Origin of the sequence: Snodgrassella alvi wkB2, from assembly GCF_000600005.1 — a bacterium.
GTDB classification, from domain to species: Bacteria; Pseudomonadota; Gammaproteobacteria; order Burkholderiales; family Neisseriaceae; genus Snodgrassella; species Snodgrassella alvi.
Genome location: NZ_CP007446.1, coordinates 1168922 through 1181827 on the forward strand (window position 1 = coordinate 1168922; position 12906 = coordinate 1181827).

At 39.6% G+C, this 12906-nt stretch carries 12 protein-coding genes; 5 read left to right on the plus strand and 7 right to left on the minus strand.

Annotated features, from left to right (window positions below; genetic code table 11):
* Positions 1-398: 398 nt before the first annotated feature.
* A complete protein-coding gene (gene rho, locus SALWKB2_RS05360; protein ID WP_025330651.1) occupies positions 399-1658 on the plus strand; it encodes a transcription termination factor Rho in 1260 nt (419 codons plus the stop codon).
* Positions 1659-1948: 290 nt separating this feature from the next.
* Here the strand turns inward: rho and SALWKB2_RS05365 are convergent, their stop codons facing one another.
* A complete protein-coding gene (locus tag SALWKB2_RS05365) occupies positions 1949-2689 on the minus strand; it encodes a UDP-2,3-diacylglucosamine diphosphatase (RefSeq protein WP_025330652.1) in 741 nt (246 codons plus the stop codon).
* 18 nt (positions 2690-2707) lie between these two features.
* The gene (locus tag SALWKB2_RS05370) at positions 2708-3061 is read right to left on the minus strand and encodes a Spx/MgsR family RNA polymerase-binding regulatory protein (RefSeq protein ID WP_025330653.1); all 354 of its coding nucleotides are present in this window, start codon (positions 3059-3061) and stop codon (positions 2708-2710) included.
* 194 nt (positions 3062-3255) lie between these two features.
* Here SALWKB2_RS05370 and SALWKB2_RS05375 point away from each other — a divergent pair, with 194 nt between their 5' ends.
* On the plus strand, positions 3256-3897 hold the full coding sequence (locus SALWKB2_RS05375; protein WP_025330654.1) for a hypothetical protein: 642 nt from the start codon (positions 3256-3258) through the stop codon (positions 3895-3897).
* Positions 3898-4076: 179 nt separating this feature from the next.
* On the opposite strand, the gene secF is transcribed toward SALWKB2_RS05375, so the two are convergent.
* The 5 genes from secF to putP all read right to left on the minus strand — a co-directional run bounded on the left by secF (position 4077) and on the right by putP (position 9683).
* A complete protein-coding gene (gene secF, locus SALWKB2_RS05380; RefSeq protein WP_025330655.1) occupies positions 4077-5012 on the minus strand; it encodes a protein translocase subunit SecF in 936 nt (311 codons plus the stop codon).
* Between the two features lie 6 nt (positions 5013-5018).
* On the minus strand, positions 5019-6872 hold the full coding sequence (gene secD, locus SALWKB2_RS05385; RefSeq protein WP_025330656.1) for a protein translocase subunit SecD: 1854 nt from the start codon (positions 6870-6872) through the stop codon (positions 5019-5021).
* Positions 6873-6968: 96 nt separating this feature from the next.
* On the minus strand, positions 6969-7268 hold the full coding sequence (yajC, locus tag SALWKB2_RS05390; RefSeq protein ID WP_025330657.1) for a preprotein translocase subunit YajC: 300 nt from the start codon (positions 7266-7268) through the stop codon (positions 6969-6971).
* Between the two features lie 125 nt (positions 7269-7393).
* Complete coding sequence (gene radC / locus SALWKB2_RS05395) at positions 7394-8068, minus strand: RadC family protein (RefSeq protein ID WP_025330658.1); 675 nt, start codon at positions 8066-8068, stop codon at positions 7394-7396.
* Between the two features lie 127 nt (positions 8069-8195).
* Entirely contained in the window at positions 8196-9683 is a 1488-nt protein-coding gene (gene putP, locus SALWKB2_RS05400) for a sodium/proline symporter PutP (RefSeq protein WP_025330659.1), read from the minus strand.
* 624 nt (positions 9684-10307) lie between these two features.
* Here putP and radA point away from each other — a divergent pair.
* The 3 genes from radA to SALWKB2_RS05415 all read left to right on the plus strand — a co-directional run bounded on the left by radA (position 10308) and on the right by SALWKB2_RS05415 (position 12865).
* Entirely contained in the window at positions 10308-11681 is a 1374-nt protein-coding gene (gene radA, locus SALWKB2_RS05405; protein WP_025330660.1) for a DNA repair protein RadA, read from the plus strand.
* An 88-nt stretch (positions 11682-11769) separates the two neighbouring features.
* Entirely contained in the window at positions 11770-12072 is a 303-nt protein-coding gene (locus SALWKB2_RS05410) for a putative quinol monooxygenase (protein ID WP_025330661.1), read from the plus strand.
* A 142-nt stretch (positions 12073-12214) separates the two neighbouring features.
* Positions 12215-12865: a fumarylacetoacetate hydrolase family protein gene (locus SALWKB2_RS05415; RefSeq protein WP_025330662.1), complete on the plus strand. Its 651-nt coding sequence runs from the start codon at positions 12215-12217 to the stop codon at positions 12863-12865.
* The last annotated feature ends 41 nt before the right edge of the window (positions 12866-12906 follow it).

A 12906-nucleotide genomic window follows, 5' to 3' on the forward strand; every position in this document is an offset into this window, starting at 1 on the left:
TAACAATAAGAAATTTATATTAACCTGAATTGTTGTTCGGTTCGGTTAATTCCTGATACAAACTAAAAAATACAATTATAACTTTTTATGCTATATGGATTTTCTGATGTCAGAATTAAATTTTAAGGGTATGCTTCATACAAGTGTTATTGAAAGTTGATAATAACTTGACATTATGTGGTTTGAAGATTAGAATTGCTCTTCATAAGAAGATGTCACTTCTGAAAAATCTTTTATTAATGTCTTTTGTGGCAGAATTAAACCAAATCAACTTTCAATAAAAACCTTACCTGTCTTTGGCAAGTATTTTGCAACTTAAAGACTGGTAACTGGAATTATTATGAGTTTTCTGACTCATTTTATCTTCGATTCTAATAAATAAGTTCATTTATATCTTTATGCACGTTTCTGAATTACAAAATCTACATGTGTCTGAATTACTGGGCATAGCTGAAGAGTTTGGTATTGAAAATGCCAATCGTTTGCGCAAACAGGATCTGGTGTTTGCTATTGTGCGCATTAAAATGAAGCAGGGAGAAGCGTTTACCTGTTCTGGTACGCTGGAAATTCTGCCTGATGGCTTTGGCTTTTTGCGTAGCATGGATACATCTTATCTGGCAGGCCCTGATGATATTTACGTCAGCCCGAGTCAGATACGGCGTTTCAATCTGCATACTGGTGACACGATTGAAGGCAGTGTACGTGTACCTAAAGACAATGAACGCTATTTTGCGCTGGTTCGTCTGGATAAGATTAACGGAGACGATCCGGATGTATGCAAACATAAAATCCTGTTTGAAAATCTGACACCATTATTCCCTGATCGCCAATTTGTGCTAGAGCGGGATATTCGTTCCGGAGAAAATCTTACCGGACGTGCAATTGATCTGATTGCGCCTATCGGATTTGGTCAGCGTGCTTTGCTGGTAGCTCCGCCGAAATCAGGTAAAACAGTGATGCTGCAGAATATCGCACATGCGATTACAGCTAATTATCCTGAAGCTGAACTGATTGTTCTGCTGATTGATGAGCGTCCTGAAGAAGTTACGGAAATGACCCGTTCAGTTCGGGGTGAGGTAGTATCTTCTACTTTTGATGAGCCGGCTACCCGTCATGTACAAGTGGCTGAAATGGTGATTGAAAAAGCCAAGCGTCTGGTAGAGCACAAAAAAGATGTAATCATTCTGCTGGATTCAATTACACGTCTGGCGCGTGCTTACAATACAGTTATTCCTGCATCCGGTAAAATTTTAACTGGCGGTATCGATGCAAATGCACTGCATCGTCCAAAGCGATTCTTCGGCGCAGCCCGTAATGTGGAAGAAGGCGGTTCACTGACCATTATCGCAACTGCTCTGGTAGAAACCGGTAGCCGTATGGATGATGTAATTTATGAGGAGTTCAAGGGAACGGGCAATATGGAATTGCATCTGGATCGGCGTATGGCTGAAAAACGTCTGTTTCCGGCAATTAATATCAATCGTTCTGGTACTCGCCGTGAAGAATTGTTGGTTTCTAATGAGCATTTACAAAAAATGTGGCTGCTGCGGAAATTCTTGCATCCAATGGATGATATTGAAGCAATGGAATTTATCATTGATAAGCTCAAACAGTCTAAAAATAATGCCGACTTTTTTGATTTAATGCGCGGCAAGTAAATAATTATTTTTAAAACTAGTATCAACCGTGTTTACGCTTAGTAGACACGGTTTTTATTTTAAAATCTCTGTATATAGTGGGTGATTTAATAATGATATGCTATTACCCAGATAAATCAGGGTATTTGGGAATGAAAAATAATAAATAAAAACCGAAAAGAATTTTTAATCTTTTCGGTTTTTATTTTACTGGCGTTGTATTCAGATACGAAATCTGACTGCCTAGTTAATAATGAGATAATTAACTTCTAGGAGTATTCCCATTAATATTATAGATGTATTTTTTCTATTTATAGCTTAAGCTCATGTACATGTACACCATCTATGTCTACAGCCAGATAGCCGCCGTAATTATCAGCCCAGTCCTGTATGACATAACGTTTAAAAGATTGGTTGTTCAACTGTGATTCATGTACGGCCGGACGATGGGTATGACCATGAATCAGTGTAGGCAGAGTAGATTGCATATGGCTACTCATCAGTTCATTAATGGCTTGTTCTGTTACATCAGAAATCTCACTTTTACCCTCATTGTTTTTACGTGTTTCACTCATCTGGCGGATTTGTCCGGCTAGTAAACGACGCTCTTCAATAGGTTTACTTAATACTGCCATTTGCCATAAAGGATTGCGGGACTGGGCACGGAATTGTTGATACGCAATATCGTCAGTGCATAATTCATCCCCATGCATAATAATATATTCATGCTCGTAAAGGTTTATTTGCTGAGGTGATGTAAGTAGTTGTATTCCGGTTTCTGCAGCAAATTTTTCACCAATCAGGAAATCCCGGTTACCATGAATGAAAAAAACTGGAGTTGCAGAAGAAAAAGATTTTAACTGAGATTTAATATGACGAATGAAATCACTATCATCATCGTCACCTATCCAGACGTCAAAAAAATCACCTAATATGTATAACGCATCGATATTTCCTTGCCATTGTTGCAGGCAGCGTTCAAATAGCTGATTTAAAGGCGGCGTCTGTTCAGAAAGATGTAAATCAGAAATAAATATTGTTGTGTTGTTCATGGTTTGTATCTGGAAGTATCAGGCAAAAAATTCAGTATAGCGTTGCGGATCAAAACCAACCAATATTAATTGATTTTTTACCAGAACTGGTCTTTTAATCACTGAGGGGTGGTTTATCATTAGGCGAATGGCTTCATCATCATTACTTAAAGCAATTGTCTGTTCATTGTTACTTAATTTCTGCCATGTTGTACCTTTACGGTTAATTAATGTTTCTTTAGGTACTTGTGTAAGCCAGAACTGAATATCAGTGATTGTTGGCGGTGTTTTCTTAAAATCGATAAATTCAGCGTTAATATGTTGATCAGCCAGCCATTGGCGGGCTTTTTTGACAGTATTACACTGACTGATACCATAAATTTGTATACTCATTGATGAAAGCCTGTTTGCGGAAATAAGCTGTTATTATACCGTTTTGCTTATATTTGCTTAAAGTGTTGGTTTTATGTCGATTGAGCGTTTTAAATTGTTTCTGACCAGTGAAGGTAAACTGCTTGCGTTGCTAATCCGGCATATTGGCAGTATGCTTTAATCAGTATAGATTTTATTTTATAAGGAATACCGGGATGAAAAAAATCAGTGTATTAGCCGTTAGCCTGTTACTGGCTGCATGCGGAGGTAAGCAAGAGGCGAGTAATCACAATTTTACTGAGGCGATAGATGACTTTGCTAAAAATGATAAGGTTTGTCTGGTGGTTAATCTGATGCTGGATAATGCTCAGGGAGGTATGAATAATACGGTTGCACTTGGTAATAAAGAAATACGTATTGCCAGAAAAAATAGTGATGGCGATAAAGTTAATAAAACTGCTTTAAAGCAAATGGATATTTTAACTGATGCAGACTTGTATGAAAAAGGTAAGGATGCAACTCTGGTTGTTAATGGCGGAAAAGATATACCGCAGGCAGTGTATTACCGTACAAGTAAAGGTGAGGACAATGTGCAAAATACAGCTCAGGGAAGTATGCTGTGCCTAGGAACACAAAAAGTAGATAAAATTGTGCTCTTTACTGAACCTACCCCTGCAAATGGAATGACTATTTCCAAGGTAGTTTATGATGCAAAACTGGTACCTGAGAAATGGGCTGAAAAATTATTGAAAACTACCGATGAAAACTGGTGGAAGTCTATGCAGGAACCTCAACGTCGTGCGGCTGTATTGGTTTTAACGGATAAAGGTTGGAAAGACGAACGGGCACTACGTTAGCAATCAGATATTGTTCGGCTTAGGAACATCAGTTTGTTAGCTTTTCAAATTCCATTTTTGATTGCCGTATAGATAAACCTAATTTTGTAGGTAAATTTTAAAATCATAAAAAACTCCAGAAATAAAATATTATTCTGGAGTTTTTTAATTAATTAGAGGAAAACAATAGTAATTTAATCTTAAACTACAGCTTCCTCTTTCCGTTTTGGCGGCTTAACCAGATTTTGCCGGTTCAGTCCAAACATCAGTAATAACGGACTCGCTACTAATACTGATGAGTAAATACCAAACACAATACCAATTGTTAATGCCATTGCGAAACCATGCAAAGCAGCTCCGCCAAATACCAGCATAGAAATGACCATTGCTTCAGTAGATCCGTGAGTAATAATGGTACGGCTCATGGTTGCGGTAATGGCATTATCTATGATTGCCGGAACGCTTTTACCACGCATATGTGGTTTACGGAAATTTTCACGGATACGGTCAAAGACAACTACTGACTCATTAACTGAGTAGCCAAGCACGGCAAGTACGCCTGCAAGTACGGTAAGAGAAAATTCCCAGTGAAAGAGGGCAAAGCAACCCAGAATAATTACTACGTCATGCATATTGGCAATAATAGCAGAAACAGCAAAGCGCCATTCGAAACGCATGGATAAGTAAATAATGATGCCAATCACAACCATGCCTAAAGCCAGTAAGCCGTGAGTAACCAGTTCTTCGCCCACTTGCGGCCCGATGAATTCAACCTGACGTAAACTTACACCTTCCTGATGTTGTTTAAGCAGGTCCATAACTTGATTGGACAATTGTGCTGAAGTCATATTGGCTTTATTGGGCAGACGAATCATGATTTGTTTATTTGTGCCCAATGCCTGTACTTGTATTTCTCCAAGTTTTAATCCATCCAGTTCTGTACGGATTTTATTTAAATCCGCACTCTGTTTGAATTCCACTTCCATTACAGTACCGCCGGTAAATTCTACAGAAAAGTTCAGCCCGCGAGTAACAAGAAAAAATACAGCCAGAATAAAAGTAATTAATGAAATCGCCGTTGTCAGCTTACCATAGCTCATAAACGGGATATCACGTTTTATTTTGAAGAATTCCATAATTTATTAAGCCTTACTTTTACCAGTGGCAGCTTTATCTGCAATCCAGATGTGGCCGATAGAAAGTGTTTTCAGTTTGCGTTTGCGACCATACCACAAATTAACAAAGGCACGAGAAACCACTACTGACGAATACATAGATGTAATAATACCCAGACAATGTACGACAGCAAATCCGCGAATAGGGCCTGAACCGAAAATCAGTAACGCCAGACCGGCAATCAGTGAAGTGATATTAGAGTCTACAATAGTATGCCAGGCGTGATCGTAACCTGCATTAATTGATATTTGTGGTGTATTACCATGACGTAATTCTTCGCGGATACGTTCATTAATCAATACATTCGAGTCAATCGCCATACCTAGTGTAAGAGCAATTGCCGCTATACCCGGCAGTGTCAGAGTAGCCTGCATGGCAGATAAAATAGCGATCAGGAACAACAGATTGCATGACAGGGCAATTACTGAAAACAGTCCGAACATCCGGTAATAAAGCATCATGAATATGGCTACTACTACAAATCCCCATAAGGTGGAATGAAAGCCTTTGCTAATATTTTCTTTACCCAGAGACGGGCCAATGGTTCGTTCTTCGATAATTTTCATTGGTGCAGCCAGTGAGCCGGCACGCAATAGCAATGCGGTATCATTGGCTTCAGCAATACTCATACTTCCTGAAATAATGGTTTTACCGCCGGGAATAGGTTCATTGATTACCGGTGCGGTAATCACTTCTGCCTTACCCTGATCGATAAGTACCATCGCCATACGTTTACCAACATTATTGCGGGTGAGGTCAGCAAAAATGCTGGCACCTGTACTGTCAAAATTTACGCTTACACCCGGCAATCCCCGGTCGTTAAAGCTGGCCTGAGCATCATTAATATTGTCCCCAGTCAGTTCAACCTGTTTGCTGACCAGTGTAGGTGCTCCGTTACCGGCAGATGGCAGTAGTTCAAATCCATCTGGATTGTGTCCTTGCAGCGCCTGCTGATACAGATTGGGATCATCACTTACCATTCGTACCTGTAAAGTTGCAGTACGGCCAATGATATCTTTAGCTTTAGCAGTATCCTGAACGCCCGGCAGTTGTACGACAATCCTGTTCGGTCCGGCCTGCTGTATAACCGGTTCAGCAACACCCAGCTCATTAACACGGTTGTGCAGGGTATTAATGTTCTGGGTCACTGCATCTGTACGAATTCTGGTCAGCGCAGTGTTACTCAGGCTAACTACCAGACGGTCACCATTCTGAGTTAGTGTTGCATCATTAAGATATTTTTTTAATCCGGATATTGCAGTGGAAGCATCGTTTGCAGACTGGAAAGGAACAACCAGTGTCTGTCCGTTTTTAACAATATTGCCACTACGGATTTGTAATTTACGCAGCTGGCGGCGGATATCACCGGCATAACTGTCAAGTGTTTTGTCAACGGCTGAATCCATATCCACCTGCATGGTGAAATGCACACCACCACGCAAATCAAGACCTAGAAACATCGGTTTGGCATGAATTTTTTCCATCCATTCCGGAGTATTGGCCAATAGATTCAGGGCTACGATATAGCCTTCACCGAATTTAGAAGCAATCGCATCACGTGCTTTAAGCTGAGTTTCAGTATCACTGAAACGTACCTTCAGGCTGCCATCAGTAATGAACATACCCTGATGCTGTATGTGTGCAGCTGCCAGAGCCTGTTTAACTGTATTTTCAGTTTGTTCATTGATAGTAATGGCCTGCCGGTTGGTAGAGATTTGTACTGCCGGTATTTCGCCAAAAAAATTGGGAATGGTGTATAACAGACCCAATACTATTGAGACGATAATAAGCAGATATTTCCATATAGGATAACGATTCATATTTGCTGCCTTGTTGCAGACTGTTGTTCTTCAGTTAATAAATGAAAGAAAACAAACAAAGGCCGCAACTGAAAAGTTGCGGCAGGATTACTGATTTTATTCTGGCGCCTTACCACTGATGGCATTGCGTTCAAATTCAACTTCTACTTTAGGAGCAATTTCTAAAGTGAAGTATTGTTCATTTACTTTAGTGATTTTGCCAACTATTCCAGCCAGAGTAACAACTTTATCGCCTTTTTTCAGTTCGGTTAGCATTTGCTGGTGTTTTTTATGTTTGCTTTGCTGCGGGCGGATAATCAGAAAATAAAAGACAACAAGAATTAATAAAAGTGGGACGAATTGCATAAGGCCACTCTGTGAACCGGCAGTGTTGGCAGCATAAGCAAAATCAATCATGGGGGTACTCCGTATGATTAAGGTAAATAACGCTATTAAACCAGTTATTGTAATCGGCAATGATAAATTTATCCAGCTTTGCACTATTATGCTATTAAGATAGAACGTTTAATTAATAATTTTTACTACATTAGATTTAATTCAGCCATTGATGTTATTTTTTCAGCAGTAACAATAAAATGATCCAATAAACGAATATCCAGCAGATTTAAAGCGGCTTTTATTTCTCTGGTAAATTGAATATCGCCATTAGACGGCATAGTAGATTGTCCTGGATGATTATGTGCCAGAATAATTGAGACTGCGTGGTGTTTTAAAGCTGCTGTAGCAACTTCGCGAGTGTAAACCCGTGCTTCATTGATGGTACCGCGAGCCAGTTCAATGGTTTGCATAAGCTCGTTACGCTGGTTCAGAAGTAAAGCTACACAAACTTCCACTTTTTCATGGCCTATATGTAAACGCAGGAAATCAGCCACTGCGGCCGGCTGAGTAAAAATAGGGCGGCAATAAATTTTTTCTGCCAGCATGCGTCTGCTTATTTCTCTAATTACTGCAAACTGGGTATAACTGGCAATGCCCATACCGTGATACTGACAAATTTGCTGACAATCTGCTTCAAGCAATGCGCGCAGACTGCCTAGTTGAGAAATAAGCTCTCGTGCCAGATCTACCGCACTTATGCCCCGAGTACCTGTACGCAGCAGGATTGCGAGCAGCTCGGCATCACTTAGCGCTGAGGCGCCCAGATTAAGAAGTTTTTCCCGAGGGCGATCGTTTTGCGGCCAATGCTTGATGCTCATTATTACGATTATGTGAATTAAAGGACATAATCATAATATAGCTATGTAATAAAATAAATTGGTTTGAGAGCATATTCGGATTACTGAGTAACTTAAAAACAGTTTAATCCGCCAGGTTAATTAAAGTTCATTTTGTTTTAGTATGGTAGCGCTTATAAGCATCTTTAAAATGAACCTGTACTATCTCACTTGGTTTTTTATCACATAAACTAAAAATAATAATTGCAATTGATGCAAGTATGAATCCGGGGATGAGTGAATACAGATTAAACCAGTTAAAATTGATCCATAGCAATACTGTGACGGCACCGGTAATCATACCGGCTAATGCGCCGTTACGTGTCATACGTGACCAGAATACGGAAAAAATAATAATCGGACCAAATGCTGCCCCAAAACCAGCCCACGCATGGCTCACCAAATCCAGAACGCTGTTATTCGGATTAATTGCCAGCAAAATGGCAATCACAGATACTATAAACACCATTATTCGTCCAATCCAGACTAATTCTTTCTGTTTTGCTTTTGGACGGAAAAATGCACGATAGAAATCTTCTGTCAAAGCGCTTGAGCAGACCAAAAGCTGACAACTTAAAGTACTCATCACAGCAGCCAGAATTGCAGCGAGAATAATACCGGCGATCCATTGATTGAAGAGTAATTTGGATAACTCGATAAAAATCCGTTCATGTTTTCCATTGCTTACCAGATAGCTTAATTCTGGATGGTTAGCAAAATATGCTATTCCGAAAAAACCGACGGTAATGGCACCGGCCAGACACAAAATCATCCATGTCATGCTGATACGGCGTGCGTTTTTCATTACTTCATGCGAATCAGCAGCCATAAATCTGGCTAAAATATGCGGTTGCCCGAAATAGCCCAACCCCCAGCCTAGCAATGAGATTATGGCGATAAAATCCATATGGGCAAAAAGGTTGGTATAGTCCGGATTCAGGTTTTCAATATGAATGAGTGCATCAGAAAAACCACCGGCATTAATGATTACCATTATGGGGGTTAAAATCAGAGCGAACATCATCAGACTTGCCTGAATGGTATCTGTCCAGCTAACCGCTAGAAAACCGCCTATAAGCGTATAAAGTATAGTTGCACCAGCTCCTGCCAGCATTGCCCAGCCATAGCTCATGCCAAAAGTACTTTCAAATAATTTAGCCCCGGCAACAATCCCTGATGCACAATAAATTGTAAAAAAAATCAGAATAATTACTGCTGAAATAATACGCAGTAAGGAGCTGTTATCTTCAAATCGGTGCGTAAAATAATCGGGTAAAGTTAACGCATTATGGTTGATTTCTGTAAAAACACGCAGACGTCCGGCAATCAATAACCAGTTCAGGTAAGCACCAAGTATTAAGCCAATGGCTATCCAGCTTTGTGAGATACCAAATAAAAATACTGCACCCGGTAATCCCATCAGTAGCCAGCCGCTCATGTCAGAAGCTCCGGCCGAAAGTGCAGTTACTACGCTGCCAATACGACGCCCGCCCAGAATGTAATCACCAAAATTCTGTGTTGACCGATAGGCAAAAAAACCAATTGCAATCATTCCTAAAATGTACACAGCGAATGTGACAATCATTGGCAAGGACATAGTTTTGAAAAACCCTGTGTTTAAAAATTGAAATAAAAATGGATTGACTTAAAACATTAAAATATTCAGCCAAGAATTAGCCGAAGACTAAAATTCATTCCATTTTTTTCGATGTATGTTAAAGATTAAATAGTGTAATGTAATAATTGACCATGCAAGAGAGTATCAAGGTAAAACTGGATTTAACCTGCACGAATTGACAGAGTATATAATAATTGCCAGACAAAGTAATTATTATAATTTGTTTTTGGAAGCAATTACTATTTGCCAAAACATTTGATTTTATCGTTCAGTTATCAGTGTAGACTCTTTTGAATTTGAATCAGTAAATTGCCATATTTTTTAATCTGCTAATCATTATGATTAAAACCATTATAATGCTTCAATTGTTTATAATTATAGATATTACTATTTTTATTTAATGGTTTTAGCTTCAAAAATTTAACTAAATTATACGCTGTTAAAGGGTAAAATTTATGGCTTGGTTCTTGTGTTCTAACTTAAGTGAAGATTTAGATAAAATTGAGAACTGAATACAATTGGTTAATTTTATTGAATCTTTATTTGCTAATAGTTACTGGATACTATATTTGAATTTAATGCAAGTCTTGCCGGAAAGGTTTCATGGTAAAGCAGAAAACTCAGTTTCAATGTCGCAGTTGTGGTGGAAGCTCACCTAAATGGCAGGGGCGTTGTCCTCATTGTGGCGAATGGAATACTCTGGAAGAAACAACAGTTTTATCTGCACCTTCTTCTGGCAGCCGTTTTCAATCATGGGCATCAAGTGAATCGGCGGTACAGTTACTGGCAGAAGTCAGTGCGGTTGAAATACAGAGAACGCCAACAGGAATGGGTGAGCTGGACAGAGTACTTGGAGGTGGTTTAGTAGACGGAGCTGTTATTTTGCTAGGCGGAGATCCGGGTATTGGTAAATCTACATTATTGCTACAAACAATAGCCTTGATGGCCGAACAGGAATCCGTATTGTATGTTTCCGGAGAAGAGTCAGCTCAGCAGGTTGCTTTACGTGCACAGCGTCTTGGTGTACATGCAGACAAAGTTCATTTACTGGCAGAAATACGTGTAGAGGCAATCAGTGCAGTTATTGCACGCCAAAAACCCAGAGTGGTAGTAATCGATTCTATTCAGACCATGTATTCTGATGGTATTACTTCAGCACCCGGTTCTGTATCACAGGTTAGGGAATGTGCAGCACAATTAACCCGCCTGGCAAAACAACAGGGTATCAGCATGTTGCTGGTTGGTCATGTAACCAAAGATGGCGCGATTGCCGGTCCCCGGGTGCTGGAGCATATGGTGGATACGGTATTGTATTTTGAAGGGGAAACTCATTCAAATTATCGTATGATTCGTGCTATTAAAAACCGTTTTGGTGCCGCTAATGAGTTAGGTGTTTTTGCAATGACAGAAAAAGGGCTGAAGGGGGTTTCCAATCCTTCAGCATTGTTTTTATCCAGTTATCGCGATGATGTTCCCGGCTCATGCGTTCTCGTTACTCAGGAAGGTTCACGCCCCTTACTGGTAGAAATTCAGGCACTTGTTGATGATGCTCATGGTTTTGCTCCAAAACGACTAACTGTAGGGCTGGCTCAGGAGCGTCTGGCCATGTTGCTGGCTGTGCTGAACCGTCATGCAGGTATCGCTTGTTATGATCAGGACGTGTTTCTTAATGCTGTAGGTGGTGTGAAAATTACTGAACCGGCAGCAGATCTGGCAGTGATTCTGGCCATGCTTTCAAGCTATCGTAATCGACCATTACCGGAAAAGCTGATTGTATTCGGAGAAGTCGGGTTATCAGGTGAAATTCGTCCAGTTCCTCGTGGACAGGAACGTTTGCGAGAGGCAGAAAAACTTGGATTTACTCATGCCATAGTACCTGCAGCTAATTGTCCCAAACGAACGGCAGATTTTCCGAGGCTGACTATTATCGGGGTAAATTCGGTACAGGAAGGTGTAGATGCTACACGACGTGATTAATTTTATATTTGCCTTTAGCTAATTAAAAGAATAGGCTTTACTTTTGTAGGTGCTTTCGTACCGTCAAGAAAAATTAAGGAGATAAAATATGTCACAGCCAATTAAACTAATTGCAATCATGGATCTGAAAGCAAATGCCTGGATAAATATTACTGCTGCCGTTGAGCAATGTGTGGAATTGTCACGTAAAGAAAAAGGAAATGTGTTTTACACCGTTAATAAAGATTTAGATAAGGCTGATCGAATTATATTTATTGAATGCTGGGCTGATGATGCAGCAATTAATGAGCATGGTAATACAGTACATTTTCAAAACCTGATTAAAACAGTAGAACCATATTTGCGTGAACCAATGCAATTAATAAAATTAAGTGAAATTACTGCTTTTTAATTTTAATAAATATATTATCTCTGGTTCTCACAGACTATACCGGCTGAATTTTCAATTTTGATAAACTGATTTTGGCCGGATAAATTGCTATTTCCAGACAGTAATTAATTTCAAATCTGGATTTAATTTTTGGTGACACAAGATGAAAACCGTTTATATCAAAGAACAAAAAGTTGCTTTAGGTAATATTTTTTGTATTGGAAGAAATTACACAGAGCATATTAAAGAATTACATAATGTAAAACCTGAAGAACCCGTGGTATTTATGAAGCCAACTTCTTCTCTGGCTCTGGAGTCTGATGATATTCAATTACCAACCTATAGCTCTGATGTACATCATGAATGTGAGTTGGTTATCTATATGGCAAAAGATGCTTTCGATGTTCAGGAAAATGAGGCGTTAGATTATGTCGGTGGCTATGCTATTGGTCTGGATTTAACTGCGCGAGATGTACAGGCAGAGTTAAAGAGTAAAGGTTTGCCATGGGAAAAAGCCAAAGGGTTTCTTACAGCAGCCTGTTTATCGCACTTTATTCTGCCATCTGAAATTGATGATATCCAGCAACAGGAATTTTTCTTAAAGGTAAATGGAGAGATACGCCAGCAGGGTTATACAAAAGATATGATGTTTACGTGCCGGCAAATTATCAGTTATCTGTCCAGGGTTTATGGTTTACAGGCAGGTGATATTATTTACACCGGTACACCTGCCGGAGTTGCTGCGATTCAATCCGGTGATGAACTGGAATTAATTTGGCCGGATAAAATCAAAGCTACATTCCGAGTAGCTTAAGCTAGCTTTAGTTGAGCTGATTTTGCATTATTTAGGCGCAA